This window comes from Pseudoflavonifractor sp. MCC625 (assembly GCF_018784545.1).
GTDB classification, from domain to species: Bacteria; Bacillota; Clostridia; order Oscillospirales; family Oscillospiraceae; genus Pseudoflavonifractor_A; species Pseudoflavonifractor_A gallinarum.
Genome location: NZ_WQOJ01000010.1, coordinates 137,499 through 163,689 on the forward strand (window position 1 = coordinate 137,499; position 26,191 = coordinate 163,689).

Sequence of the window (26,191 nt, forward strand, 5' to 3'; positions counted from 1 at the left end):
CTCCTCAAATCAAAAGGATGCGGCCGGCCGTTGGACCGGCAGGCAAATCGTTCTCCGGGCGCCGTAGCGGTCATGGACCGTGGCGACGTCGATCTCAATGTGATAGACCGCCTGGAGATGCTCCGGCGTGATGACCTGTTCCGGGCTTCCGAAGGCGGAGCGCTCCCCGTTCTGCATCAGCAGCACCTTGCTGCCGATGGAGGCGGGGCATTCCGGGCTGTGGGTGGACATGACGATGCAGTATCCCTTCTGGGCCAGATCGGCTACCACCTCCATGAGGAGCTGGTGGTTGGCGTAGTCCAGATTGGCGGCTGGCTCATCCAGAACAAAGATCTTGGCCGACTGGCAGATGGCGCGGGCCAGCAGGACGAGCTGGCGCTGTCCTCCGCTGAGCGCGGTGTATTTCCGGTTGGCAAGGTGGGCGGCGTTGAGCTTTTCCAGAGCCGCAAAGGCGGCCGCGCGATCGGCCTCCTTGGGGGCGCAGAAGGTGGAAAAATGGGCTGAGCGCCCCATCAGGACCACATCCAACACGGTATAGGAGAAAACGGGGGTGTGGTACTGGGGAATGTAGGCGATGCGGCTTGCCAGCTCCCGGGGAGAAAAGGAGCGCACATCCTGTCCATCCAGCCGGATGCTCCCTCCGGTGATGGGCAGAAGGCCCAGAAGCAGGCGGAAGAGGGTGGTCTTGCCGCACCCATTGGGCCCCAGCAGGCAGAGCACCTCCCCCGCGTCGGCGGAGCAGCTCACCCCTTTGACCACGTCTTTTCCGCCATATCCGCCGCGGACCTGGTCCACTTCCAGCAGCATATCAATCGCGCTCCTTCCGCTTGATGATGAGATAGACAAAGAACGGTGCGCCCATAATGCTGGTTACCACGCCCAGCGGCAGCTCCATGGAGAGGATCGAGCGGGCCAGATCATCCATCAGCAGCAGATAGAGGGCGCCCAGCATGGCGCTTGCGGGAATGAGACGGCTGTAATCCACCCCCACCAATGCCCGGGCCATGTGGGGGATCATAAGGCCCACCCAGCCGATCATGCCGCCCAGACACACGGCGGCGGCGCTGAGGAGAGTGGAGGCCAGAATCAGGATCAGGCGGAGCCGGCGCACATTGATGCCCAGCGTGATGGCCTCCTCTTCCTCCAGGGTCAGCAGATTGATCCGCCAGCGCAGCAGCAGGACGATGGCGAGACCCACCGACATGGGGACCGCGCTCCAGGAGAAGGAGTTCATGCTGGTCTTGGTCAGACTTCCCATGAGCCAAAACGTGATCTGCTGAAGCACATCGTTGGGATCGGAGACATACTTGATCATGGTGACGCCGGCATTGCACAGGGCCATGACCATGGAGCCGGTGAGTACCAGGCTGAGGATCTGGGAATGGGCCGATTTCCGGCTGATGAGATAGGAGAATGCCACCGCGGCAATGCCGCCGGTGAACGCCGAGAGCTGAATGAGCCAGTTGGGGGAGCCGCACAGAATGGCAAAAGCGGCCCCAAGGCTGGCCCCGGAGGAGACCCCCAGAATATCCGGCGAGACCAGGGGATTGCGGAACATACCCTGATAGGTGGCCCCCGCCACCGAGAGGGAGGCCCCGATGAAGAGGGCCGAGAGGATGCGGGGGAGGCGGATGCTCCAGAAGATGGTCACGGCCTGGGGCTTGATCTCCCCGGCGGCCCCAAAGCGGGAGAGGAAGGCCTGAAACACTTCCTGAGGGGTCAAGGGATAGTAGCCGATGGCAAAGGAGAAGAGCCCGGCCGCCGCCAGGGCCAGAAACATCCCGGCCAGTACGAGGCGGTAGCGCCTGCGGATCACCGCCTCCTCCTGCTGATATTCCAACTGCATATCCAGGCCTCCTTCGCTTTTCTGCAACGGAATGGTGCTTGACATCCGGACAGGATTGTGATAGTGTCTAAAACATCAAGTCGATATGTTTTTAAAAAACTATCGACGAGAAGTAGTATGACACATTTCCCGCGCTGTGTCAATTCCGACTTGGGCCCGGGTCGGATTTGGGATAGAAACCAAAGCAAGAAAGAGGAGGTCACATCGTTGAAACGTAACTTACGGCGTACATCGGGATTGGCGGCGCTGCTGCTGGCACTGGCGCTGCTGGCCGGATGTACACAGAGCAGCTCCGTTCCCACGGCTTCCCCGGCGGCAGATCCTTCCGCGCAGCAGACCGAGCAGACCGGACAGCGGGAGATCACCGATATGGCGGGGCGCACCATGACGGTACCGGAAGAGATCCAGTCGGCCTTTTCCACCGGACCGGTCTCGGCCATCTATCTGTACACATTGGTCCCCGACAAACTGCTGGGCTGGAACTATGAGCTCAATGACATTGAGAAGAGCATCATCCTTCCCGAGTATCACGACCTGCCCAATTTCGGCATGGGAGATTCGGTCAACTACGAGGCCGTGATTGCGGCCGGTCCCACCATTGCCTTTCATGTCTCCGCCATCAATGAGGAGACGAAGGACGAGGCCGATCAGCTCTCCCAGCAGCTGGGTATTCCGGTGGTGATGGTGAGCTCCGAGCTGGAGGACGCGGCGGAGGTCTACCGCTTCATGGGAGAGCTCTTTGGCGTGGAGGAGCAGGCGGAGGCCCTGGCGGAGTATGCTGAGGCCGTCTTTGCGGATGTAGCCGCCATCGATGTCTCCGAGGAGGAGAAGGTCCGCGTCTACTATGGAAATGGGGAAAACTCTCTGGAGACCGCTCCGGCCGGTTCCTCCCACGGCGCCATCCTGGACGCAGTGAAAGCGGTCAATGTGGCCGATCTGGAGCTGGGAGACGGCTCCAGAGTCCAGATCTCTCTGGAGCAGCTGCTGGCCTGGGACCCGGACGTGATCGTGGTCAATGGTGAGCCCAAGTCCAACATGAGCGGCGGCGCGGCGGCCCAGTCCATTTTGAGCAATCCGGATTTTGCCACCCTCAAAGCCGTACAGGAGGGGAAGGTTTACGGCACGCCCAACGCGCCGTTCAGCTGGGTGGACCGTCCGCCGGGACCCAACCGTCTGGTGGGAATCCGCTGGCTGGCCGGGCTGCTCTATCCCGACCGGGTGCCCTATGACGTGGACGAGGAGGTCAAGGAGTTCTTCCAGCTCTTCTACCATGTGGACCTGAGCGAGGAGCAGCTGGCACAGCTCTACGCCGGTACGATATAAAAAAACAGTATCCAGAACCGATGCCCGGAGAACGCGCTCTCCGGGCATCTCTGCCTTTGGTTGTCTTTTGCAGTATCTGTGGTATAATTTTGGTACATTCTGAGAAGATGAGTCCAGAGCATGGAGAAGGTGGGAGCGCACATGACAGCTGCTTTGATCATTGCCGCGGGCCAGACCGGCGGCGCACGGCGGTTTGAACCGGAAAAAGAGGTAGGGACCCTGAGCGCCCTCAAGCGGAGCGTGCTGACCTTTCAGATGGCCGGGGTGGAGCGCATTGCCGTGGTCTGCGACGGCGAGGAGGACCGGGCCGAAAAGCTGATCCCCCATATGAACGTGGTCTTTCTCCACAGCTCCCACACCGGAGAGATGCTGGAGAGCATCAAAACCGGCCTTTCCTACTTGCAGGACAAGTGCTCTGCGGTGCTCATATCCCACACCGATGTGCCGCTTTTTTCGGTGGAGACGGTGAAGAGACTGCTGGAAGCAGAGGGAGAGATCTGCGTGCCGGTCTGCGGCGGCCGGGGCGGCCATCCCATCCGTCTGAGTGCAGGGCAGATCCCGGGAGTGCTGGGGTATGACGGGCCGGACGGACTGGCCGGCGCCATCCGTGCGGCGGGCGTAGAGAAGACGCGGTTGGAGGTGGACGATGAGGGCATCCTGGCCAATGTCCGGGATGGACGAAAGTATGAGCATCTGATCTCCGGCTATGAGAAGCAGGGATTGCGCCCCGGCTTTCGCTTTCAGCTGTTGGGGGACCGCCCCTTCTACGGCCCGGGCGCCCATCAGCTCCTGCACCTGACCGAGGAGACGGGCTCGCTGATGGATGCCTGCCGTCTCATGGGGATCTCGTACAGCAAGGGACGGAAGATCATCTCCAACCTGGAGCGGCATATGGACTGCCCGGTGCTGGAGCGCACCCGGGGTGGAAAATCGGGGGGAGCGTCCACCGTGACAGAGGCCGGCAAAGCGCTGATGGAGACCTACGGCGCCTTTTGTCAGGAGGCGGAGGAGTATCTCACCCGGCTCTTTTCCAAATATTTTTAAAGATGAAAACGACGCTTTCCCGGCCGGTCAGGCCGCGGGAAAGCGTCGTTTTTTTGCGGTGTGGAAAGGGCGGCTAGGTGCGCAGAGTGGCCCGGATGCGCTGGGGTTTGAGCAGAAGGTCCAGCGCGTCTGTAATGGAGGTCACCACAATGTCCGCATGGCCGAGGAGAGCGGCGCAGCAGCCCTCCTGCCCCATGACACAGATGGAGAGTGCGGCCTGATCGGCCATCCGGATATCGTTATAGCCGTTGCCGATGCAGACCACGCCCCCGGACAGAGAGCGGGCCTCGGAGGCCTTGATCTCGGCTACATGGTCGGTGGGAAAGACCTTGACGGCGACCGGAAGCCCGGCGCACTCCCGCTGGGCGGTCCCATGGGTATCGGCGGTGATGACTGAGATATCCAGACTGCGGCTGAGAGCCTCCAGTCTGGGTTTTACCGCGGGAATCAGCTGACCATCCAGGGCGATGGTCCCATTGTAGTCCAGAAGCAAATGGGTGAGTTGGAGGGGTTCCCGACCGGGGATCGCAATGGTGAGCATATCGGTCTTCTCCTTTGGATGATCTATGGTGCATGAGGAAGAAGGGGGAGGAAACAGGGCGTCCCGCTCTGCTTTCAGGATAGCAGAGCAAGCGCCCGGCGGCAAGCGAAATATGAGGGAAAATGGCGGATGAAGGGGACTTTGAAACCGTCTATATTTGGCGGCGAGAATAGAGAGGAAAACAATTTGAACTCCTCATTCACCAAAGCTATACTGGAAGGCGGAGAAAGGCCGGGTGTGTCGGCCTGGGAAAGGAGAAAATTTTATGAAACACAAGAGACAGGCAGCTGCGGTACTGGCGTGTACGCTGGCGCTGGGACTGGGGGCAACGGCAGGAGCCAGGTCCATGTATCCCATTTTCATCAATGGGGAGGAGACGGAGCTGGCGGGCAATACCGTCAACGGCGTTACCACCATTGGCCTGCGTGCGCTGGCAGAAGGGTTGGGATTTCAGGTGGAATTTGACCAGGAGAGCTCCGCGATCCGCATTACCCGGGAGGATGAGGTAAAGATCACCACCCTGGCGGAGAACAACAACGGCAGCAATGAGGCGCTGGAGAAGGAGTTCGGATTTTCCGCCATCATAGAGACCGGCAACGATAAGATCATCTTTGATACCGCCAAGGCGGGCCAGTTCCTGAAAAATGCCCAGGCCATGAAGATCGACCTGGCCGACTGCAATAAGATGGTCCTCAGCCACACCCACTATGACCACTGCGGCGGTGTGATTCCCTATTTTGATACCTACGGCGCCGAGGGGAAGACTCTCTTTGTGAAGAAGGGCTTCTTTGATAAGGCCGACGGCAAATACTATTACGATTCGGTGGGACAGAAGTTTGACTTTACGGATGGCACCAAGGGTTACTTCCCTGTGGGCATCAACTTTGACGAGCAGGACCTGCTGGACCGGGGCGTTGCCATTGAGTACCTGGATACCAGCAGTGTCAAGATCGCCGACGGCGTAACGGTCTACGGCTCGTTCGACAAGGACCCGTCCTTCCAGCTGGCTCCCAACATGCTGGAGAAGGGGGAGGACGGCACCTACGAGGTGGACGATTTTGACGAAGAGGTCGCAGTCGCGGTGGAGACCAGCAAGGGTCTTGTGACCCTCTCCGGCTGCTCGCACAGCGGAATCCTGAACATCGTCAATACCATCCAGGAGCGCTCGGGCGAAAAGGTGTATGCGGTGATCGGCGGCTTCCACCTGCTGGACGCGGACGAGGCGACCATCCAGGAGACCATCGACCGCTTCAAGGAGCTGGGCGTACAGCAGATCGGCCTGTCTCACTGCACCGGACCCAAGGCGACCGCCATGTTCCAGGAGCAGATGCCGGAGCAGACCTTCCTCAATACGACGGGAAGCGTCTATACGGTGGAATAATTAGCATATTCAAAGAGAAGAGAGACCGCCCATCGGGCGGTCTCTCTTTGCAGTGCAGCAGATTTGGATGGAGTGGGTCAAAGGGAGATCGGGCCGCTCTTCTCTGAAGCGGCTGGAGTCCACTCGGCCCGTACACGAGCGCCAATAGCAAAGCGGCTTCCTGCCTGGCCGGAGAGATCCACATAGAGCGTCTCTTCGCCCCGGTGCAGGACATACAGAGTGTGCGCGCCCATGAAACTGGCCTGGCCAATCAGAAAGCTGCCCGCCGGGTCGGCAGTCAGCCGGATCTCCTCCGGGCGGACCAGGACCTGCTGTCCCTGATAGGGAATGTAGTTGGCCTTGCCCACAAAAGAGGCAACGTAGCGGTTCTGGGGCTGGAAGTAGATCTCCCGGGGCGTGCCGGTCTGGACGGCCTTGCCTTGGTCCATCACCACGATCTGGTCGGAGAGGCTGAGGGCCTCCTCTTGGTCGTGGGTCACAAAGATCATGGTAATGTTCAGCCGCCGCTGGAGTTCCTTGAGCTCCTCACGCAGCTGGACCCGCAGGGCGGCGTCCAGATTGGAGAGAGGCTCGTCCAGCAGCAGGATTTTGGGGCCGGTGGCCATGGCCCGGGCCAGAGCCACCCGCTGTTGCTGTCCGCCGGACAGAGCGCTGACCGGCGTGTGCTCATATCCCTCCAGGCCCACCGCGTGCAGCTGCTCCAGGGCGGCCGCGGCGGCCTCCCGCTTTTTCAGGCGCCGGAAGAAGCGCAGGCCGTAGGAGACGTTCTCCAGCACATTCAAATGGGGGAAGAGGGCATAGCTCTGAAAGACGGTGGACACCGGACGGCGCTCAGGCGGGAGGGGGACCAGATCCTGCCCCTCCAAGAGAATCTGCCCGGCGTCCGGCGTGAGAAAGCCGCCCAGAAGGTGCAGGGTGGTGGTCTTTCCGCAGCCGGAGGGCCCCAAAAGGGTGACAAAAGAGCCCGCTTCGATCTCCAGATCCAGATGGGAGAGGCCCTTGGAGCCGTCGTAGAGCTTTTTCAGCCCCTTAAGCTGTAAAAACATATGGTTTCCTCCTCTGTTTGGTGCGTTTGCTGCCGGCGGTAAAGGCCAGGTTGATGCCGACTGTGACCAGAATGAGCAGGACAGCCTGGACCGATGCGACCCCATAGCGGCCATTCTCAATGGACTGGAAGAGCTCGGCACTGGCCAGATTCTTGCCCGGTGAGATCAGGAAGATCACGGCTCCCACCGATGTCATGCAGGAGGTAAAAATGGAGACAAAGCCAGTGACAAAGGAGGAGCGGAGAATGGGGAAGAGTACGCCGAAGAGGATCTGGAGACGGTTGGCGCCCAGATCCCGGGCGGCATGTTCCAGATTGGGATTCAGGGTGGCAAAGTGGGCGTTGGCACTCTTATTGGTCAGCGAGACCTGCCGGAAGAGCATGTTCAGGATCAGAATCCCCGCCGTCCCCCGGATATAGATGGGCTCATGGCTGAAGGCGGCTACATAGCCCAGGCCGAAGAAGGTCCCCGGAATGATGTAGGGGAGGGAGGCCATAAACTCCACCGCGCGCATTCCCGGCAGTTTTCGGCGGGTGGTGAAATAGGAGAGCAGGATACCCAGAAAGGCAGCTCCGGCGGCCGCCACAGCGGAATAGACCAGGCTGTGGCCAAAGGAGCTCCACTGAGAGCGGGGCAGATCTCCCCAGTATTTCAGCGTAAATGTGAGTGTGCCGCTGGCGGTGTTGGAGAGGGAGGAGAGCAGGATCATGCCGTATTTCAGCGCCATGACAGCGAAAAAGAGCACCGTGGCGCCCCGAGCCAGGAGGGCAATGGGACGGGAGGGGGTGTAGGGCGTGGGAACAGCGGAGTCCCGTCCGTCCATGCGGACGCGCTCTTCCTGCTTCATGGCGCGGCTGTAGCAGTAGAAAGCCGCCGCTGCTGCGGGGACCATCATGACGCTGATAGCCGAAGCCCGTCCCAGATTAGAGGAGGAGATCACCTGGAGGTAGGCCTCTGTGGCCAGGACACGAAAGCTTCCGCCAATAACGATGGGCGTGCCGAAATCCGCCAGATTCATGGTAAAGAGCATCAGCAAAACGGAGAGCAGTGCGGGACGTATCAAGGGAAGAATCACATGCCGCAGGGTCTCCCCGGGCGAGGCGCCCAGATCCCGGGAGGCGAGGATCAGCCGGGCGTCCAGGTGGTCGAAGGCGGTGAGGAGCATCAGTGTGGCAAAGGAGATGCTCCCGATGATCTGGAGGATGACCACGCCGTGCCAGCCGTATGGGTTGATGCTGAGCCCCAGGAGCTGATGAGTGATGATCCCTCTCCGGCCAAAGAGCATGATATAGGCCAGCGCCGAGACAAAAGGCGGGGAGATCATGGTCAGCAGAAGGCCGCTCCGGATGAGGGAGTCGCTGCGTCCCCGCAGTGTGTATACATTCAGCGCGATGAGGAAGGAGAGGGTCACGCTGCCGAGCGAAGAGAGGGTGGCCACAAAAAGGCTGTTCCGGATCAGACCCGCGTTTTTTTCGGTAAAAAGGGCCTGATAGTATTCCAGCGTAAATTGTCCGTCCCGGAACAGGCTGGTGGCCACCACGGAGACGATGGGATAGAGGATAAAGAGGGCTACGCCGGCCAGCACCAGGAGCAGGAGCATACGGTCCAGACAGGCGGCCGCCCGGTAGCGCAGAGGGGAAGATAGGGTGTCAGGATGTTTCATAGTATCCCTCACAAAAAGGCGGACAGGCTGTTGCTGCAGCCTGTCCGACCCGGGTTTGATTAGTTGGACTCCTTGTCACCGGCCAGCGCATCCCACTTGGCCAGCAGGTCTTCCCGCTGGCTGCCGAAGAGGCGCACATCCTGCTCGATGAGCTTGCTGGTGTCCACATTGCCGATCTCAGCGGGGATCTCCACATCCGAGCGGGCCATGATACGGGCGTCAGCCTCACGCAGGGCCTCCTGTCCCTCCTTGGAGAGCATGTAGTCTACAAAGACCTTGGCGGCCTCCTTGTTTTCCGAGCTCTTGAAGATGGCGATGGGAGCGGGGGTCCAGGGGATCATGTCCTCGGGATAGAGAGCGGTGACCGGGAACTCATCCTCCATGGCGAAGGTACCGCCGGTCATGGCCAGGACAGCGATGCCGAACTCACCGGCAGCGCACTTGGGACCGGGCTCGCCGCCGCCCTGGGCGTAAAAGTCCACATTCTCATTGATGCCGCGCCAGACTTCCCAGCCCTTCTCCTCACCATATGCCTGGATGGTGCCGTTGAGGATGGCATACTGGGTGCCGGAGATGGCGGGAGAGGCCATGATGATCTCACCCTTGTACTCGGGTTTGGCCAGGTCCTCCCAGGTCTTGGGTGCCTCCAGGTTGCGCTCGGCGAGGACGTCGTTGTTGACCAGGAAGCCGGCGGGGACAAGAGCCAGACCGGTCCAGTAGCCGTCCTTGTCGCTGTAAGCGGGGTTGATGTTTTCCGCCTCCGGAGAGACATACTGCTCCAGATAGCCCAGATCGGTGGCGGCAATATAGCTGTCCACGCCGCCGCCGAACCAGATGTCGGCAGTGGTGTTGCCGTTTTCGGCCTGGAGCTGGGCCAGAGCCTTACCGGTGGAGATCTCTACATACTCTACCTTAATACCGGTCTTCTCGGTGAAGGCGTCAAAGGAGGCCTCGGCGCCGCCGTAGGCCAGCATGACGTTGAGGGTGGTACCCTCATAGGGCTTCTCAGCGGCAGTCTCGGTGGGGGCAGGGGAGGCGGACTGGGCCGGCTGGCTGGAGGGCTCCGATGCAGGGGTACATCCGGACAGGAGACCTGCCAGGAGGGCGGCTGCGGCTGCGGAGGCAGCAATCTTTTGGTTCATGTGTTTCTTCTCCTTACTCTTTTCCTTACATTTTATCCAAACGCGGTTCTTGACTTTGTCCAGAGGAAGTCCCCTGTCTGCGTCATGGCAGGCAGGGGACATACACGGCGGACAGGGTCAAAAGGTGTCCGCGATTCGATAACCATCGTTCTCCCAGATCGCCGGGTGCACACCGCCCTGATGCAGTGCCTGCACCAGTTCGGAGATGGTCCTGGGATGGCCGGGGACATAGGTGGCATAGACGCCCACCTGGCTGGTCCAGTGGGCGTCGCTGGCGCCGATGGCGGCCAGACCCAGCTCCCGACACCGAGCAAGGGCCAGGCGATTGGCGGCAAGGTCGGTACTGCCGTTGAGCACTTCCACGCCGTGGAGACCGTGGACATCCCGCAGATGCTCCTTTAATCCCCGATTGTTGCTGCGGAAGGGGTGGCAGGCCACACAGAAGCCCCCTGCCGCATTGACCTGGTCGATAAAGTCCTGGGCGGGGATGCGGGTATCGGGAAACGTATCAATTCCAAATGCGGTGATATCGCCCCAGAGAGAGTAGTACTCCACACCGACAAAAATGGGAAATCCAATTTCACGGCTGTATGCCTCAGCCTGTTCCCGGAGCCCCATACTGTCGTGGTCGGTAATGCAGACGCCGTCCAGCCCTTTGATCTTTGCGGTTTCCACAATTTCAGCCAACGTCATGCGGCTGTCACTGGAACAGGTGGATTCATGGATGTGCATATCAAGGAACATGTCGTATCGCCTGCCTTTGGGGAAGAATATAGAAGTCAGAGACAGTAGGGCGGAATAAGCCCAATAGATTGTACCATCTCGGCGGGAGAAATACCAATTGGATTCGTCAATGAAGATAAAATGATATATCGAAAAATGTAATAGGAAACTTCTGAAAATCAACAAGTGAGAAAGATAGACCGCCGCAAGTTTCCATCACCCTGGGGGAACGAGGACACCCAGCAGCTGATCGATATTCTGGAGCAGTATCAGGTCAAGGCGACGTTCTTTGTCGTGGGGGACTGGGTGGACCGCTATCCGGAATCGGTCAAGGCGCTCCATGACGCCGGACATGAGGTGATGAATCACTCCAATTCACACGCACATATGAATCAGCTCTCCCGGGAGGAGATCGTGGCGGATGTGGAGGCCTGCAATGATAAGATCGAAGCGGTGACGGGAGTCCGGCCCACCCTGATCCGGCCACCCTACGGAGAGTATAACAATACCGTGATTTCGACCATCCGCTCCATCGGTATGGAGCCCATCCAGTGGGATGTGGATGTGTCCTAAACAGGTTCAAGGAGTTGGGGGAGAACGGAGGAAGACCTTTTACTGGAAAAGAGCAACGATGGAACGGCAAGGGGATTTTTATTGCGCCTGAGATAGGCCTATGGTATAATCAATAGTTATAAAAGTGTGCGAAAGATTAAGCATAGATAATGCTATTTGCGTATCTAGTGGGGCAAAATTGTTCTTAGAGAAGAAAGAAGGCTTTCATCTCATATAAGGATGTATGGATCTCCTATCATATTGCTAATGGAGGCAACGTCAGAATGAAAGGTATTGTATTGGCCGGTGGCAGCGGAACGCGTTTGTATCCGCTTACGATGGTAACTTCCAAGCAGCTGCTCCCCATTTATGATAAACCCATGGTCTATTATCCACTCTCTACCCTGATGCTGGCGGGGATTCGGGACATCCTCATCATTTCTACCCCACACGATCTCCCCAACTTTGAGCGTCTGCTGGGAGACGGCAGTAAGTTTGGCATTCATCTTTCCTATAAAGTTCAGCCCTCGCCGGACGGACTGGCGCAGGCGTTTATTTTGGGGGAAGAGTTCATCGGCGGGGATCGATGTGCCATGATTTTAGGGGACAATGTGTTCTATGGCGCGGGCCTGACGGCCCATCTCAAACGTGCCGCAAGTCAGGAAACCGGGGCTACCGTATTTGGCTACTATGTGGAGGATCCCCAGCGATTTGGTGTGGTGGAATTTGACGCTTCCGGCAAGGCGGTGTCGCTGGAAGAAAAGCCAAAGAACCCCAAATCCAACTATGCGGTAACCGGACTTTACTTCTACGACCAGAAAGTTTGCCAGCGTGCCAAGGAGCTTCAGCCCTCCGCGCGCGGGGAGTTGGAGATTACCGACCTGAATCGAATCTATCTGGAAGAAGAGACCCTGAATGTCATTACGTTGGGCCGGGGTTATGCCTGGCTGGATACGGGGACAGTGGACTCCTTGGCAGAGGCCACGGAATTTGTCCGGGTCATTGAGACGAGGACGGATACCAAGATTGCAGCGCTGGAGGAGATTGCTTACCGAAATGGCTGGATCGATCGGGAGACGTTACTTGCTTCTGCTGAAAACTATGGGAAGTCTCCATATGGGGCACACCTGCGTGCGGTGGCCGACAATAAAATCCTCTATTAAGGAGCGTATATCGGAATGGAATTTATCAAGACAAAGCTGGATGGCGTCCTGATTGTGGAGCCGAAGGTGTTTGGAGACCATCGTGGTTTTTTTATGGAGAGCTGGTCCAAGCGTGAGTTTGAAAAGGCAGGCCTTTTTTACGACTTTGTGCAGGATAATCACTCTTCCTCCACGGTAAAGGGGACGCTGCGAGGGATCCATTTCCAAAAAGGGGACAAGGCCCAGGCCAAGCTGGTGCGCTGCGCCCGGGGCGCCGTGCTGGATGTGGCGGTGGACTTGCGTCCGGCCAGTCCCACCTATAAGCAGTGGGTGGCGGTGGAGCTGTCCGAGGAGAACAAGCGCCAGCTGCTGATTCCCCGTGGCTTTGGCCATGGCTTTGTGACCTTGACAGATCATGTGGAGTTCCTCTACAAAGCGGATAATAATTATGCGCCGGAAGCCGACGGCGGTATCCGCTGGAACGATCCGGAGCTTGCCATTGACTGGGGGGTAGAAAATCCGATCCTGTCTCAGAAGGACCAGAATGCTCCCTGGCTGAAAGACGCCGAGACCGGATTTTAAGGAGGAGCCGTTATGAAAATGCTCATTACCGGCGGCGCCGGCTTTATTGGCAGCAATTTTATTTTTTATATGCGCAAGGCTCACCCGGACTATGACCTGGTATGCATTGATAAACTCACCTATGCCGGAAACCTGGAGACATTGGCCTCTGTGATGGATGATCCCAAATTTCACTTTATTCGGGCAGATATTGCCGACCGCAGTGAAATGGATCGGATTTTTGCGGAGGAAAAGCCGGATGTGGTGGTGAATTTTGCGGCCGAGAGCCATGTGGACCGGTCCATTGAAAACCCGGCGGTGTTCCTGGAAACCAACGTTATGGGCACGCAGGTGCTACTGGATGTCAGCCGGAAGTACGGTGTAGCCCGCTATCATCAGGTCTCTACCGACGAGGTATACGGCGATCTGCCGCTGGATCGGCCGGACCTGTTTTTTACGGAGGAGACACCGCTGCATACCTCTTCTCCCTACTCTGCGTCCAAGGCATCGGCAGACCTCCTGTGCAATGCATATCATCGCACGTATGGCATGCCTATTACCATCTCCCGCTGCTCCAATAACTATGGCCCCTATCAGTTCCCGGAGAAGCTTATCCCGCTGATGATTGCAAATACCCTGGCGGACAAGCCTCTGCCGGTATATGGAGAGGGGCTGAACGTGCGGGATTGGCTGTATGTGGAGGACCACTGTGCGGCCATTGACCTCATTTTGGAAAAAGGCCGGGTAGGGCAGGTCTACAACATTGGCGGCCACAATGAGATGCGCAATATCGATATTGTAAAAATCATTCTGAAAGCGCTGGACAAGCCTGAGTCTCTGATTACCTATGTGACCGACCGCAAGGGTCACGATATGCGCTATGCCATTGACCCGGCGAAGATCCATCGGGAGCTGGGGTGGCTGCCGGCCACCAAGTTTGCCGATGGAATCCAAAAGACCATTCGGTGGTATCTGGACAACCGGTCTTGGTGGGAAAACATCATCAATGGAGAGTATCAGAACTACTATGAGCGGATGTACGCAAACCGATAAACCGCGTATTGCCATTTTGATGGCCGTTTATGAGCCGCGAATGGACTGGCTGCGGGAGCAGTTAGGTTCCCTGAATGCACAGACCTATCCGAATCTGATGCTGTACGTTCGGGACGACTGCTCTCCGACGGTGCCGTATGAAGAAATACAGTCCTGTTTGCAGGAGTGCATTTCGGCGTTTCCATACGTGGTTCAGCGCAATGAGAAGAACTTGGGTTCCAACCGGACATTTGAGCGGTTAACGCAGGAGGCAGAGGGAGACTACTTTGCCTATTGCGATCAGGACGATGTGTGGCTGCCCGAAAAGCTGGAGATATTAGAAAGGGCGATGAGCGAAAGCGGAGCGCTGCTGTCCTGCTCGGATATGTATATCATTGATGGAAAAGGAGCGCAGATAGCCGACAGCATTACCAAGGTTCGAAAGCATCACGTATTTCATTCGGGGAAGGAATTGGCGGAAGGGCTGCTGACGCATAATTTTGTAACGGGATGTACCATGTTGCTCCAGGCAAAATTGGGGAAACGTGCAGTGCCTTTTTGTCCCTATATGGTACATGACCATTATTTAGCACTCTGGTGCGCAGAGCAAGGTGCGATTATTTCCGTCGAAAAGCCGCTGATCCGCTACCGGATTCACGGTGGGAACCAAACCGGATTGCTGGCTGGCGTTTACGATAAAGCCAGTTACGGAAAAGTTCGGATTGATGCCGCATATTGCCGCATGGCTTGGCTGAAGGAGAATTTTCCTTGTTGTGCCAAGATGAAAAAGGAAATTGAGGCGCGGCTGTGCTGGCTGGAGGCGCGGCAGAGAAACTGGAATCATCGCGGTGGCGCGATGCTGGTTTGGAGATACCGTAAATTCAGTCAGCTGCCCTCTCTGTTTGAAATCGTTGCGTGCCATATGCCGGAATGGCTGTTTTGCAAATTTGTAGAGCTTGGAAAGCGAAATTTAGTGTGAGGGAAAAATGAAAGTATTGGTAACTGGTGCCAGTGGCCAGCTTGGCTATGATGTGTGCAGGGAACTGACCGCTCGTGGGGTTGAAAATTGCGGGGTGTCCTCGAAAGAAATGGACATTACAGACCCACAAGCGGTCTTGGATTTTGTTATGGCGTATAAACCGGACATGGTGATCCATTGTGCGGCCTATACAAAAGTGGATCAGGCGGAAGAGGAAGCGGAAAAGGCTTTCGCGGTCAATGGGAATGGTACGCGCAATATCGCACAAGCGTGTCAGAAACTACATGCAAAAATGCTCTATATTTCCACCGACTATGTGTTTCCTGGAACGGGAGAACAGTTCTATGAGGTCGACGATCCCAAAGGCCCGCTGAATGTTTATGGAAAGTCAAAGCTGGAGGGCGAACTGGCGGTACAGGAACTTCTGGAGCAATATTTCATTGTGCGCATTTCGTGGGTTTTCGGAGAGCATGGGAACAATTTTGTAAAGACAATGCTGAGACTGGCGGAGCAACATCAGACCATCCGTGTCGTCGATGACCAGGTTGGATCGCCAACCTATACCAGGCATGCAGCACAAGCGATATGTGATATAATCAACAGTAAAAACTATGGGATCTATCATTTGACCAATTCTGGAATTTGTTCGTGGGCGGAATTTGCCCGGGAGATTTTCCATATCGCCAACCGGAGTGTATCTGTTATTCCGATTGCAAGTGACGCGTATCCAACAAAAGCAGTTCGGCCGCATAATTCACGACTCAGCAAGAGTGCGAGCGATACACTGGGATGGACGCCGCTTCCAGATTGGCGAACTGCATTATACGAATATCTGGGGGAAATAGACGCACTATGATTCTATTGCAATATTTTCGGGAATTTTGTTCAGATGTATTTGAACGACGCAGGATGATCTGGGATATTGCTGTAAATGATTTTAAGGCCAGATTTTCGAACTCTGTGTTTGGCGCGTTTTGGGCATTTGTGCAGCCGCTTGTTTCCATATTGGTATACTGGTTTGTATTTGAGGTTGGATTCAAGAATCCGCCTGTGGACAATGTTCCCTTTATCTTGTGGTTTACACCGGCATATATAAGTTGGATCTATTTTTCTGAAACTGTCATATATTCAAGCGCCTGCTTGGCGGAATACTCCTATCTGGTGAAGAAGATGAATTTCCGAACAAGCGTATTGCCGGTTGTGAAAGTCCTGTCTGGATTGTTTTTGCACCTGTTTTTCCTGGTGTTTTTATTTTTGATGAACATTTTGTATGGGAATCCGGTGCGGCTCATCTGGCTCCAGAGCTTGTACTATATGTTTGCGATGTGCGTACTCACTCTGGGACTGGGTTTTTTAACATCGAGCATTACCCTGTTCTTTCGGGATATGACACAAATCGTGCAGGTCGTACTGCAGGTTGGTTTTTGGCTTACCCCCATTTTCTACAGTGAAGATAACATTCCTCGCGCCCTGATGATGATTTTAAAATTGAATCCGATGTTTTATATTACCAGAGGATATCGGGACTCCTTTATCTATGGCGTGCCATTTTATCAGAGAATAGGGACAAGTCTTTACTTCTGGATTGTGACAGGGATAATTTTCTTGGCGGGAGCCCTGATGTTCCGCAAGATGAGACCTCATTTTGCGGATGTAATATAGGAGTTTGGCATGGAAGAAATGACATGTATGATCCAATGCGAAAATATAACGAAAAAGTATGCACTGTATTCACGAAAAGTTGACAGACTTCTTGAGGCAATGAGACCGGGAGGGCGTTCTTACCATAAAGATTTTTATGCGCTGCAAGGAATTACCTTCTCCATGCACAAAGGGGAATGTGTTGGTATAGTTGGAAAAAACGGCTCGGGAAAATCCACACTGCTGAAGATATTAACCGGTGTTTTGACCCCTACGGAAGGATCTGTCCATGTTCAAGGAAGAGTTTCCGCGTTGCTGGAGCTGGGTGCGGGATTTAATCCAGAGTATACTGGATATGAAAATATATATTTAAACGGATCGATTATGGGGTACAGCCGGGAGGAAATGCAGCGCAAACTCCCGGAAATTATTGAGTTTGCCGATATCGGAGATTTTATAAATCAGCCGGTCAAAATTTACTCTTCGGGTATGTTTGTCCGGCTTGCATTTGCCGTGGCAATCAGTGTGGATCCGGAAATTTTGATTATTGATGAGGCCCTTGCTGTAGGAGATGTCTTTTTCCAATTAAAGTGCTATAAAAAAATTGAGGATTTCAAAAAACAGGGAAAGACGATTTTATTCGTCAGCCACGATCAGTCAAGCATCATTAAATATTGCGACAGAGCGATTTTACTGGATAAGGGCCGTATGGTCTGTGATGGCGCACCCAAAGAGGTTATTGACGAATACAAGCAGATTCTGGCGGTTGAAAAGCAGCAAAACCAACCCCATTCTGAGGAGGCAATGCCGGAAGAAGAGCGGGAATCTGTCTGCTGGAAGACACAATACGCTCTGAATGAGAAAATATTGGAGTATGGTGACCGGCAAGCAGAAATTACAGATTTCGGGATTTTTGATGAAAGTGGAAACTTGGCCACCATTTATAACAGAAACAGCGTGTATACAATTAAAATGAAGGTGCTCTTCCACGCTGAGATTCAAAATCCGATTTATGCGATTACCTTCAAAGATATGTCTGGGCTGGAGGTTGCCGGAACAAATACCATGCAGGAAAATGTCGATACCGGGACCGTAAAGCCGGGCCAGACGGTGACCGTTTCCTTTCAACAGAAGTTTCCATTTCAGAATTATCCTCTTTTTCTATCTCTTGGGTGTACAAAATTTGACGGGCAGGGCGAACTGCGTGTATTGCACCGTTTGTATGATGTCCTTTGCATACAAACACTCGGAGCAAAAATAACCAATGGTTTTTTTGACATTGATTCAAAGGTAAGGATTGCGCAGCAGTAAGGAGAAAAGCTATGGCGGTTTTCAATACGAAATATTATCAGAGCCAGGAAGACGCCCTCTATTCTGATGGCGATATTGAAGATGAGATCTATACACGTGTTTGCAAGCGTGATGAGACGCTTGGTATGGATCCCCGCTGGGCTGTATTTTATCACTTTTCTCCACAGCGAGAGAACATATTGAACTGGTACCCGTTTGAGTCTAACAGTACCATTCTGGAGATTGGAGCTGGCTGTGGCGCGCTGACCGGACTGTTGATCCGGCGGGGGAAACATGTGACCTCATGCGAATTAACCATGCGAAGAGCCAAGATCCTTTTTCAACGCTACGTGGATGCGGACAACCTGGAAGTCATTGTCGGAAATGTACTGCGTGTGGAGTTTGAAAAGCGCTTTGACTATGTGATCATCAATGGTGTATTGGAGTATGCCGGTGGGATCATGGGAAAAGATGCGGAAAACCCATATACACAATTTTTGAGCTATATGAAGTCTCTTTTGAAGCCTGAGGGGAAGATTTTACTTGCCATAGAAAATCAATTTGGCCTTAAATATATCAACGGCGCACCCGAAGATCATTTGGGCCGAGTTTTTGCGGGGATAAACGGATATCCTGGGCAAAATAAAATACGTACTTTTTCGCGCAAAGAACTTTCCAATCTTTTCGAATGCGTGGGGTTGGATGTGTTGCGGTGGTATTATCCGTATCCGGACTATAAGTTCCCAACCGAAATTTTTTCTGATTCTACGGTGGATGAAATAGAGCCGAAAACCACGGATGTACCCTATGATATGCCTCGAATTGAGCTGTTTGATAAGGAAATTGTCAGAAAAGCTTTGATGGAAAACAAAATTGCTGGAGTTTTTAACAATTCATTCTTGGTGGAGCTGGGAAACAAGGCATGCCAAGAAATGAACGGACCGGACTATGTTAAAATTAGCAGCAATCGAAAAAAGAAATTTGCAATCTGTACACAGATCTATCAGCAGAAGGAAATTGTAGAGAAACGAGCACTTTATCCAGATGCGAATGAACATCTTCAACGGATGGAAACGCCAATCCAGGATCAGGGACCGATTTGTACCGTCCAATCAAAATATGAAGATGGTATCTTAAGGTATTCGCTGCTGCATGAGCAGAGTTTGACGAGTCTCCTGAGTGAACAAGCCGAGCAGGGGCAAGTCGATGCCTTCTGGGATACACTCCAAATTTTAAAAACGTATTTGTACAGGGGTGACCTTTCAAAACAACCTGTAGATCCAAAATTCTTGGAAACGTTTGGCCCTGTTGAGCCCCAAAGACAGCTGCATTGGACAGAAAAAGTAAATATTGATTTGAACACGGACAACTTTTTTTGTGGACCGGATCAATGGACTGTCATTGACAATGAATGGGTCTTCTCCTGTGCGGTTCCGGGGGAGTATGCTCTTTGGAGAGTATTGCAGCAGCTAAGAGACCATGCGCTGTTTCGGCCAATCGTTACAGAAGCAGCGGTAAGAGATTTCTTAGAAGTAGGCGAGCCGGAGCTGGAAGTTTTTGAGAAGTGGGAACACCACTTTATTTCAGAGTATGTTGGTATGCAAGATTTTGCATCTCAGCAAAGAGCCGTATATCATATCGACCTGGATGAAAGCATTAAAGAGGAAGAGGCCAAGCAGTTTCTTTGGAGCCAGCTTTTTCTATTTGATGAGGCCGGCCATGCCGAAGTATTGAAAAGTGCGGCTCAAAATAAGGACGGCATATGGTGTGTCGAGTTTCAGTCAGACAGGATTGCACAGGCAAAACAAATCAGATGGGATCCACTGGAAGGAAATGCATGCAGTATATCTGATGTTCGACTGGAGGAGCTATCGGTAAGACCGATCAATGCACGATCCTGGGATGAAAATAAGGCTGTATTTTCCACCTACGATCCCCAATTCCTGGTAGAGGGCAGTACGTCAAACAGAACATGTATCCAAATCCAATTTAAGTGCGAGATTTTGGATTGGACGACTGGCTACTTTCAAATAGAGTGCGAGAGAAACGCGGAACGGGAAAAACGTCTAAATGCAGAGAGACAGTGTGAGGCGGTCCGTGCTGAAAATCAGCAGCTTCTTATGCGGACTGAAACGGTGGAAGCGCACGCAGCGGAAATAGACCAGCAATTGCAGGAGGAGCGGGCGCAAGCAGAGGAGACTGCCCAAAAATTGCGATTAGCGCAGGCACAGATTGCAGAAAAGGAAGAACGGCTGAAAGAGACTGAGCAACAATTACAGCAGATAAATTCTGCATTGGAATATTTAAAGGGAGAACTATGTGACCATCGGTGGAAATCTGCGGCAAAGATTCTTATGAAGAGAAAAATAGAAGGTTAAGGGTTGAATTAAGTGGAAAAAGTTAGCGTAATCATGCCCTGCTATAATGACGGGGAATATATAACAGATGCGGTTGCGTCTGTTTTTGGTCAATCTTACACTAACATTGAATTGATTGTCATTGATGATGGATCTGATGATCCCAAGACCGTGAGCATACTTGAAGAACTGGAAAAACAGGGGAATGTGAAGCTGCTCCATACGGAGAGGTTGCGTCCGGCAGGTGCAAGAAATGCCGGGATCGAGATTGCTACGGGAAAATATATTTTGCCCGTAGATGCAGATGACCTGATTGAGCCGTGTTATATTGAACGGGCGGTTCAGGTGATGGAAGAAAAAGAAAATATTGGGATCGTCTATTGCCATGCGGATTTGTTCGGCGAAAAGAGCGGACCATGGGAGCTTCCGGAATATTCCTTGCGCTCCATGCTGCTCGACAATGTTATATTTGTCACAGCCCTATTTCGAAAAGAGGATTGGGAAAGTGTCGGGGGATTTCGGACAAATATGGAGCATGGAATGGAGGACTATGACTTCTGGCTTTCGCTGCTGGAGCTCGGGAGAGAGGTAGAGCAGTTACCGGAAACACTCTTCCACTACCGGATTAAGCCCAGATCTCGAACTACGAAGTTCCAAGAAAGTGCAGCGGTTGTGCAAGAAACTTACCGAAATATTTATTTGCAGCATCCACAGTTGTATGAAAAATATAAAGATGAGTATGCGATTATTTTGCGTGATGCGCTGATCGAGCAGCTTTTTCTGAACCGTGCATATCAGGAGAGTCTGGGGATACTGGAGCGACTGAGGAAAAATCCATTCTTAAAATATTGGATCAAAAAATTCATTTTAAAATAAAACGGAGTTTATACGCATGATTATATTTACTTCTGTGTGTGCTAATTACGTGCACAAAGCAAGAACTTTGGCACAGTCGGTAAAAAGGAACATTCCAGATGCAACTATGGTGCTGTGCCTGGTAGAAAGAGAAATTTCAAATGCGATACCAGATGAGTGCTTTGATCACATTGTTTTAGCGAAAGATGCTTGGGAAGGAAATTTTGACCGTTTCATTTTTAAGCATAGCATCGTGGAAGCTTCTACAGCGGTAAAGGGGCAGTTTTTTCGGTACTTGATGGATCGCTTTACGGAAGAAGATAAATTTGTGTATCTGGATCCGGACACTTATGTGTATAGTGATTTTGTTGAGCTGAGAGAGATGTTGGATCAATATCCGATTGTTCTTTGTCCGCACCTGCTCAAACCGGGTAACATTGATATGGAGCTTTCCAGTACCGCACATGGCGTATATAACCTCGGATTTTTGGGCATTAAACGCAGCGACGAAGGAAGAAAGTGCGTTGATTGGTGGGCGGAAAGACTGTACCTCTTTTGCTATGATGACATCCAAAGAGGAATTTTTACCGACCAAAAATGGTTTGATCTTGTTCCAAGCTTTTTTGATGCTAAGATTTTCAAACATCATGGATATGACTTTGCGCCCTGGTCACTTATGAATTGCAATATTACGCGGGATGACGGCGGATACTATATTGAGGGAGATCCGCTGCGCTTCATCCATTTCTCCGGATTTGGTGCCAGTGCGGAAAATTGCATGGATAAATGGCTTCCTGAGGAAGGGCAACTATTTCGTGAACTCTATGCAAAGTATGCGGCCGAGCACAATCAAAACGACGCAGATCATATCTCGAAAACGCCATGGAGCTACGCGAATTACTATTCAGGAGAAGAAGTAAAGCGTGAGGTGCGTGAGGCGTACCGGGAAAACTACGATGTGATGTTTTTGTATGACGACCCGTTTGCGAAGTCGAATAAGATTTACCAGGAGTTACTTGGTGTTGAAAGCAATGGGAAAATAAAGAAACCGTCTAAATGGAAGAGGAGACTGCAAAAGGCGCGGGTCATACTCGCAAGCAAAGGAATTTGCGGGCTGGCAAAGGCGTTTGTACAGTGGATAAAACGATGAAAATTTGGAAACGTGCAATTATATTCATCATTTTGGTTGCAGTAGGCTTCATGTTCTATATACAGAGCTGGGAGCCTCATGTTGCGATTGATATGCAATCGGATATTGCAACAAGTATCAATTTGTTTTATGACAATGGAATGGTGGGCGAGTATCGCTTTGATGATACCCATATGTCCGAAGCCGTTCCTTTAAGTGCAGGGAGACAGACGGTTTTTATCCCGGTTCCAAAGGAAGGGATGAATCGGATCCGTTTGGATTTTGGAACATCTCCCGGAACGATGACTTTGTTTTACATTACGGTCCAGCCGACCTTATTTGAGGAATATTGTTTTGATTCCTCCGATATTTTTAACTGGTTTGAAGTCCAAAATGATATTATAAATAGCGAAGAAAAAGACGGCGCAGTTGTATACACAGTCACAGGAACAGATGGATTCATTGCCGCGGATACCGATTTGACACAGGCAGTAACTGCAAGAATCTCTCTGAAAACAGTGACTGCCCTTGCTGCGGTGGTAGCGCTTGCGTGTGCGCTGACATGGATTGATATTTTGGCCAGAGGTTTTGCTAAAATTTTTAGGAAACTATATCAATTGGGGCATGATTTGTGGGTATATGTGCATATCCCGAATGATTACAAGCGTGCAGTGTTGGGAGTAGGTGTGTGTGCAGTTTCCGCAGCATGTATTGCCCTTGTGATAGATGGAGTGCTGTTAAAAATCCTATATCGTGCGGCTGTTTTTTTGGGAATGGACACGATGACCCGGTACTTCAGCGCAGGAAGCAGTTTTTCATTGCTGCGTGCAGGCTTTTTCTTTATTTTGATTTTTGTTGGAATGCTATGCCTGCTGCTGGGAGGGGAGAGAACCGTACGTTACCGGTATCTCCTGGCAACGCTGCTTCTTGTCCTTATGACCTGCGGGGAATACACCGGTTCTTCCTTGGGCTTTTACGACGGAATGCTGCTGGGAAATACGGAAGAGTACCAGTGCAGCACTCTGTTGGGAATTCCGCAGGGAATTCGTGGAGATGAGTGGGCAACGGAGAAGCCCTATTATTTTGCGCAGGTAAATGGTGGTGACGATCTTCCTTATTACAACGATAAGCTGATGATGGACGGGGCGGATATGATTGTATCCGCATTTTCACCAGTAAAAGATCCGATCATCCTATTCCGGCCATCTTTGCTGGGATTTTTGTTTTTGCCGGCAGCGAATGCGTTTGCATTTTACTGGTGGTGGAAGATTATTACACTCTTTATGTCTGCATTTGAGCTTTGCCGTATCCTAACGGGACGGAACCGATATGGATTTTACGGGGCGATGATTTTCACATTCGCACCTGCGATTCGGTGGTGGCTGTCTCAGTCCACCACGGAATTATATACGTTTGGCTTTTTTGCAGTGGCGTGCTATTATGCATACTTCCAAGCAGAGAGAAGAGTGCTCCGAGGACTGTCGATTGTTGGTGTATTTTACTTCTTAACTTGTTATATACTGACAATTTATCCGGCCTGCCAAGTCCCGGTGGCTTATGTGCTGTTGGGGGTTGTAATCTGGATTATATGGAGAAACTGGGACAAGCATCCCTTTGCGCCCCGACGCCTGTGTACCTATGTGTTGGTCGCCCTTCCGTTTGCGGGGCTACTGGTGCGCTTCTGGCTGATGTCTGGACCGGCAATTCAAACTATGCTGGATACGGTTTATCCAGGAGCAACAAGAGCGTGGATTTCTCTCCCCGCAGAGTATCCGCTCTACCAGCTGATCAACCCATTTACTGCTTTTATTCGGCATCCGGACTTTTCCAACTCGTGTGAAATCAGTCAATTCTATTCATTTGGCATTGTTACGGTCCCTCTGATTATCTGGCTGATCGTACGCCGTCAGAAAAAAGTGCTCTTGCCGGCCCTATTGTGTGGCATATCAACCTTGTTGGCACTGATAGCTTGGCTCCCAGAAATGCCGATCATCAATCAAATCACACTGCTGTCCATGAGTTATCCCAGCCGGATGATGATTGCGTGTGGGATCGGCTATACACTTACTCTGATATCACTGGTCCCCATGCTGGAAGAGGAGATACAGGGGATTTGTACACGAAAGGCGTTGGTAATCTGTGGCGCGCTGTGGCTCTTCCTATTATCTGTAGGGTCCAACTGTGAGAACGTATTTAGCTATTTTTGTGCGGTTCGGTTTGGCACCGTATTTTTTGTCTGTATTGTAACGCTCCTTTGCTATATGGCATATCTGCTTTTGCGAGGGGGGAGACGCTCCTGCACTTACTTTATGTCCCTGCTCGTTGCACTGAATGTCTTTTCTACAGTTTGGATCGATCCGATTACCTGCGGTACGGACTCTATGTTTGAAAAGACAACCATGCAGGCCATTCGGCAGCTCAATGCAGAGGATCCCGGCGGTGGATGGTCAGTGGAAGTCCGACGATTTCGAATCTGGTAAGCGCACAGGGCGTAGCTCGTGTCAGCGGAACCTACTATTATCCGGATTGGACCATGATGGAGACAATTGATCCGAATCATGAATACGAGCACTACTGGAATCAGTATGCCCATATTGATATGCGCTTGACAGTTGGAGAAAATCGAGTCGAAATATACGATTATGAAAAGAGTGAAAAGGTCGATGGTACAAACAGAATAATTTATATTAACTTGGAGACGGCAAATAAGCTTGGAATAAAATATATTTTCACATCTGTTGGAGTACCGGAGGAGTTAGTAAGCACTGGGGCCATTGAGTTGGTCTATGAAGATTCAATTGACCCATGGCAAATTTATGCCATCGTGGGATAGGAATAAAAAATTAGGTACCAGAGATGGTACAATAGATGATAAGCTTGAGGTCATATGAAAGTTTTAGTAATCGTTCCCGCCTACAATGAGGAGCAAAATATTCTGAAAACCATAAGAGATATTCAGAAGAGCGGGCCGGAGAGCATCCAGTATCTGGTGATCAATGACTGCTCTACCGACAAGACAAAGAGCGTGCTCAGAAAAGCAGAAGCCAACTATCTGGACCTCCCCATCAATCTCGGGATCGGTGGTGGTGTGCAGACGGGCTACCGCTATGCGTTGGAGTATGGCTATGATATTGCCATCCAATTTGATGGTGACGGCCAGCACGATGCGCAGTATTTGCAGGATCTAATTGCACCGATTGAGCGCGGGGAAGCCGATGTGGTCATTGGCTCGCGTTTCCTTGAAAAGGAGGGATTTCAGTCAACCGGCCTGCGCCGGCTGGGGATTAATTTTCTCAGTGGACTGATTCATCTTCTCTGTGGTGTAAAGGTTCGGGATGTGACCAGTGGTATGCGGGCGGTAAACCGGAGCATGATTGAGCGATTTGCTGCCGATTATGCACAAGACTATCCCGAACCAGAGGCAATTTTAGCGGCGGGACTTGCTGGGGCGAAAATTGTGGAAGTGCCTGTCCAAATGCGGGAGCGTCAGGGGGGAGTCAGTTCGATTAACCCGGTTCGTTCGGTGTATTATATGATCAAGGTCTCCCTGGCTTTGATCTTGTTCCGTCTTATGTACGGAAGGGAGGCAAAAAATGATCAGTAGGACACTTCAAATTGTGATGCTTTTCGCAGTGGCGGTTGTTGCTCCTGCTGCTGAAAAAGAGAAGTTTACATTTAAAATATACGCTCCTCTGGATATTTTCTGGCATTTTGATGCTGGTGTTGGCTGTATTTCCGCATCTTTTGGATTGGTTTGCTGCATTGATCGGCATTTATGAGCCGACAAATGCACTGTTCTCGTTGATTTTCTTCTGTGTAATTATGATCTTGATGTCACTCACTGCGATTGTCTCTAAGCTGAATGAGAAAAATAAGCAGTTGGCGCAAGTTGTGGCATTGTTGGAACAACGGGTGCGGGACTTAGAAAAGGAGAAATAACCATC

25 protein-coding genes are annotated in these 26,191 nt (G+C 52.4%); 18 read left to right on the forward strand and 7 right to left on the reverse strand.

Annotation, left to right across the window (positions count from 1 at the left end; translation table 11 throughout):
- Window positions 1-9 precede the first annotated feature (9 nt).
- Window positions 10-807: an ABC transporter ATP-binding protein gene (locus GPK94_RS03565; protein WP_101692198.1), complete on the reverse strand. Its 798-nt coding sequence runs from the start codon at window positions 805-807 to the stop codon at window positions 10-12.
- Between the two features lies 1 nt (window position 808).
- Complete coding sequence (locus tag GPK94_RS03570; RefSeq protein ID WP_215654488.1) at window positions 809-1,846, reverse strand: iron ABC transporter permease; 1,038 nt, start codon at window positions 1,844-1,846, stop codon at window positions 809-811.
- Between the two features lie 207 nt (window positions 1,847-2,053).
- Here GPK94_RS03570 and GPK94_RS03575 point away from each other — a divergent pair, with 207 nt between their 5' ends.
- Window positions 2,054-3,169: an ABC transporter substrate-binding protein gene (locus GPK94_RS03575; protein ID WP_252192501.1), complete on the forward strand. Its 1,116-nt coding sequence runs from the start codon at window positions 2,054-2,056 to the stop codon at window positions 3,167-3,169.
- Between the two features lie 141 nt (window positions 3,170-3,310).
- Window positions 3,311-4,213 (forward strand): NTP transferase domain-containing protein, encoded by a 903-nt coding sequence (locus GPK94_RS03580; RefSeq protein ID WP_215654497.1) that lies wholly within the window; start codon window positions 3,311-3,313, stop codon window positions 4,211-4,213.
- A gap of 73 nt (window positions 4,214-4,286) precedes the next feature.
- Here the strand turns inward: GPK94_RS03580 and GPK94_RS03585 are convergent, their stop codons facing one another.
- The gene (locus tag GPK94_RS03585) at window positions 4,287-4,754 is read right to left on the reverse strand and encodes an ATPase P (RefSeq protein ID WP_195279067.1); all 468 of its coding nucleotides are present in this window, start codon (window positions 4,752-4,754) and stop codon (window positions 4,287-4,289) included.
- Between the two features lie 265 nt (window positions 4,755-5,019).
- On the opposite strand from GPK94_RS03585, the gene GPK94_RS03590 reads away from it, so the two are divergent.
- The gene (locus GPK94_RS03590) at window positions 5,020-6,135 is read left to right on the forward strand and encodes an MBL fold metallo-hydrolase (RefSeq protein ID WP_215654499.1); all 1,116 of its coding nucleotides are present in this window, start codon (window positions 5,020-5,022) and stop codon (window positions 6,133-6,135) included.
- 77 nt (window positions 6,136-6,212) lie between these two features.
- Here the strand turns inward: GPK94_RS03590 and GPK94_RS03595 are convergent, their stop codons facing one another.
- The 4 genes from GPK94_RS03595 to GPK94_RS03610 form a co-directional block, all read right to left on the reverse strand.
- A complete protein-coding gene (locus GPK94_RS03595; RefSeq protein ID WP_186962971.1) occupies window positions 6,213-7,181 on the reverse strand; it encodes an ABC transporter ATP-binding protein in 969 nt (322 codons plus the stop codon).
- On the reverse strand, window positions 7,165-8,844 hold the full coding sequence (locus tag GPK94_RS03600; protein ID WP_215654502.1) for an iron ABC transporter permease: 1,680 nt from the start codon (window positions 8,842-8,844) through the stop codon (window positions 7,165-7,167). The genes GPK94_RS03595 and GPK94_RS03600 overlap by 17 nt, the downstream gene beginning before the upstream one ends.
- Window positions 8,845-8,903: 59 nt before the next feature.
- Window positions 8,904-9,986, reverse strand: a complete 1,083-nt coding sequence (locus GPK94_RS03605) for an ABC transporter substrate-binding protein (protein WP_101692190.1) — start codon at window positions 9,984-9,986, stop codon at window positions 8,904-8,906.
- A 117-nt stretch (window positions 9,987-10,103) separates the two neighbouring features.
- Window positions 10,104-10,730: a PHP domain-containing protein gene (locus GPK94_RS03610; RefSeq protein WP_101692189.1), complete on the reverse strand. Its 627-nt coding sequence runs from the start codon at window positions 10,728-10,730 to the stop codon at window positions 10,104-10,106.
- Window positions 10,731-10,895: 165 nt separating this feature from the next.
- Between GPK94_RS03610 and GPK94_RS03615 the strand changes: the two genes are divergently transcribed.
- From GPK94_RS03615 to GPK94_RS03685, 15 genes are all read left to right on the forward strand, one after another.
- The gene (locus tag GPK94_RS03615) at window positions 10,896-11,282 is read left to right on the forward strand and encodes a polysaccharide deacetylase family protein (protein ID WP_346727981.1); all 387 of its coding nucleotides are present in this window, start codon (window positions 10,896-10,898) and stop codon (window positions 11,280-11,282) included.
- Window positions 11,283-11,545: 263 nt separating this feature from the next.
- Window positions 11,546-12,424 (forward strand): glucose-1-phosphate thymidylyltransferase RfbA, encoded by an 879-nt coding sequence (gene rfbA / locus GPK94_RS03620; RefSeq protein ID WP_101692188.1) that lies wholly within the window; start codon window positions 11,546-11,548, stop codon window positions 12,422-12,424.
- Window positions 12,425-12,439: 15 nt separating this feature from the next.
- The gene (rfbC, locus tag GPK94_RS03625) at window positions 12,440-12,985 is read left to right on the forward strand and encodes a dTDP-4-dehydrorhamnose 3,5-epimerase (RefSeq protein WP_101692187.1); all 546 of its coding nucleotides are present in this window, start codon (window positions 12,440-12,442) and stop codon (window positions 12,983-12,985) included.
- A gap of 12 nt (window positions 12,986-12,997) precedes the next feature.
- Window positions 12,998-14,017: a dTDP-glucose 4,6-dehydratase gene (rfbB, locus tag GPK94_RS03630; RefSeq protein WP_101692186.1), complete on the forward strand. Its 1,020-nt coding sequence runs from the start codon at window positions 12,998-13,000 to the stop codon at window positions 14,015-14,017.
- The gene (locus GPK94_RS03635) at window positions 13,992-14,975 is read left to right on the forward strand and encodes a glycosyltransferase family 2 protein (protein ID WP_215654504.1); all 984 of its coding nucleotides are present in this window, start codon (window positions 13,992-13,994) and stop codon (window positions 14,973-14,975) included. Before rfbB ends, GPK94_RS03635 begins: the two co-directional genes overlap by 26 nt.
- 7 nt (window positions 14,976-14,982) lie before the next feature.
- Window positions 14,983-15,831, forward strand: coding sequence for a dTDP-4-dehydrorhamnose reductase (gene rfbD, locus GPK94_RS03640; RefSeq protein ID WP_215654506.1), 849 nt, complete (start codon window positions 14,983-14,985; stop codon window positions 15,829-15,831).
- Window positions 15,832-15,884: 53 nt separating this feature from the next.
- Complete coding sequence (locus GPK94_RS03645; protein WP_195279059.1) at window positions 15,885-16,637, forward strand: ABC transporter permease; 753 nt, start codon at window positions 15,885-15,887, stop codon at window positions 16,635-16,637.
- Between the two features lie 9 nt (window positions 16,638-16,646).
- Complete coding sequence (locus tag GPK94_RS03650) at window positions 16,647-17,927, forward strand: ABC transporter ATP-binding protein (RefSeq protein WP_215654508.1); 1,281 nt, start codon at window positions 16,647-16,649, stop codon at window positions 17,925-17,927.
- 11 nt (window positions 17,928-17,938) lie between these two features.
- A complete protein-coding gene (locus tag GPK94_RS03655) occupies window positions 17,939-20,284 on the forward strand; it encodes a class I SAM-dependent methyltransferase (protein ID WP_215654510.1) in 2,346 nt (781 codons plus the stop codon).
- 12 nt (window positions 20,285-20,296) lie between these two features.
- Window positions 20,297-21,139 (forward strand): glycosyltransferase family A protein, encoded by an 843-nt coding sequence (locus GPK94_RS03660; RefSeq protein WP_346727982.1) that lies wholly within the window; start codon window positions 20,297-20,299, stop codon window positions 21,137-21,139.
- A gap of 16 nt (window positions 21,140-21,155) precedes the next feature.
- Window positions 21,156-22,268, forward strand: a complete 1,113-nt coding sequence (locus GPK94_RS03665) for a hypothetical protein (RefSeq protein ID WP_101692179.1) — start codon at window positions 21,156-21,158, stop codon at window positions 22,266-22,268.
- The gene (locus GPK94_RS03670; protein ID WP_215654512.1) at window positions 22,175-24,727 is read left to right on the forward strand and encodes a hypothetical protein; all 2,553 of its coding nucleotides are present in this window, start codon (window positions 22,175-22,177) and stop codon (window positions 24,725-24,727) included. Before GPK94_RS03665 ends, GPK94_RS03670 begins: the two co-directional genes overlap by 94 nt.
- A 56-nt stretch (window positions 24,728-24,783) precedes the next feature.
- The gene (locus GPK94_RS03675; RefSeq protein ID WP_215654514.1) at window positions 24,784-25,080 is read left to right on the forward strand and encodes a hypothetical protein; all 297 of its coding nucleotides are present in this window, start codon (window positions 24,784-24,786) and stop codon (window positions 25,078-25,080) included.
- 54 nt (window positions 25,081-25,134) lie between these two features.
- Window positions 25,135-25,851: a glycosyltransferase family 2 protein gene (locus GPK94_RS03680; RefSeq protein ID WP_215654516.1), complete on the forward strand. Its 717-nt coding sequence runs from the start codon at window positions 25,135-25,137 to the stop codon at window positions 25,849-25,851.
- A gap of 38 nt (window positions 25,852-25,889) precedes the next feature.
- Window positions 25,890-26,186, forward strand: a complete 297-nt coding sequence (locus GPK94_RS03685; RefSeq protein ID WP_215654518.1) for a DUF2304 domain-containing protein — start codon at window positions 25,890-25,892, stop codon at window positions 26,184-26,186.
- The last annotated feature ends 5 nt before the right edge of the window (window positions 26,187-26,191 follow it).

Excerpts from the sequence above, each read along its gene's own strand:
- GPK94_RS03675 (WP_215654514.1), top strand. The coding sequence starts at position 24,784 with ATGGAGACAATTGATCCGAATCATGAATACGAGCACTACTGGAATCAG.
- GPK94_RS03645 (WP_195279059.1), top strand. The coding sequence starts at position 15,885 with ATGATCTGGGATATTGCTGTAAATGATTTTAAGGCCAGATTTTCGAAC.
- rfbB (WP_101692186.1), top strand. The coding sequence starts at position 12,998 with ATGAAAATGCTCATTACCGGCGGCGCCGGCTTTATTGGCAGCAATTTT.
- GPK94_RS03635 (WP_215654504.1), top strand. The coding sequence starts at position 13,992 with ATGAGCGGATGTACGCAAACCGATAAACCGCGTATTGCCATTTTGATG.
- rfbD (WP_215654506.1), top strand. The coding sequence starts at position 14,983 with ATGAAAGTATTGGTAACTGGTGCCAGTGGCCAGCTTGGCTATGATGTG.
- GPK94_RS03590 (WP_215654499.1), top strand. The coding sequence starts at position 5,020 with ATGAAACACAAGAGACAGGCAGCTGCGGTACTGGCGTGTACGCTGGCG.
- GPK94_RS03610 (WP_101692189.1), bottom strand. The coding sequence starts at position 10,730 with ATGTTCCTTGATATGCACATCCATGAATCCACCTGTTCCAGTGACAGC.
- GPK94_RS03665 (WP_101692179.1), top strand. The coding sequence starts at position 21,156 with ATGATTATATTTACTTCTGTGTGTGCTAATTACGTGCACAAAGCAAGA.
- GPK94_RS03570 (WP_215654488.1), bottom strand. The coding sequence starts at position 1,846 with ATGCAGTTGGAATATCAGCAGGAGGAGGCGGTGATCCGCAGGCGCTAC.
- rfbC (WP_101692187.1), top strand. The coding sequence starts at position 12,440 with ATGGAATTTATCAAGACAAAGCTGGATGGCGTCCTGATTGTGGAGCCG.
- GPK94_RS03680 (WP_215654516.1), top strand. The coding sequence starts at position 25,135 with ATGAAAGTTTTAGTAATCGTTCCCGCCTACAATGAGGAGCAAAATATT.
- rfbA (WP_101692188.1), top strand. The coding sequence starts at position 11,546 with ATGAAAGGTATTGTATTGGCCGGTGGCAGCGGAACGCGTTTGTATCCG.
- GPK94_RS03605 (WP_101692190.1), bottom strand. The coding sequence starts at position 9,986 with ATGAACCAAAAGATTGCTGCCTCCGCAGCCGCAGCCGCCCTCCTGGCA.
- GPK94_RS03585 (WP_195279067.1), bottom strand. The coding sequence starts at position 4,754 with ATGCTCACCATTGCGATCCCCGGTCGGGAACCCCTCCAACTCACCCAT.
- GPK94_RS03670 (WP_215654512.1), top strand. The coding sequence starts at position 22,175 with ATGGAAGAGGAGACTGCAAAAGGCGCGGGTCATACTCGCAAGCAAAGG.
- GPK94_RS03595 (WP_186962971.1), bottom strand. The coding sequence starts at position 7,181 with ATGTTTTTACAGCTTAAGGGGCTGAAAAAGCTCTACGACGGCTCCAAG.
- GPK94_RS03580 (WP_215654497.1), top strand. The coding sequence starts at position 3,311 with ATGACAGCTGCTTTGATCATTGCCGCGGGCCAGACCGGCGGCGCACGG.
- GPK94_RS03600 (WP_215654502.1), bottom strand. The coding sequence starts at position 8,844 with ATGAAACATCCTGACACCCTATCTTCCCCTCTGCGCTACCGGGCGGCC.
- GPK94_RS03655 (WP_215654510.1), top strand. The coding sequence starts at position 17,939 with ATGGCGGTTTTCAATACGAAATATTATCAGAGCCAGGAAGACGCCCTC.
- GPK94_RS03565 (WP_101692198.1), bottom strand. The coding sequence starts at position 807 with ATGCTGCTGGAAGTGGACCAGGTCCGCGGCGGATATGGCGGAAAAGAC.
- GPK94_RS03650 (WP_215654508.1), top strand. The coding sequence starts at position 16,647 with ATGGAAGAAATGACATGTATGATCCAATGCGAAAATATAACGAAAAAG.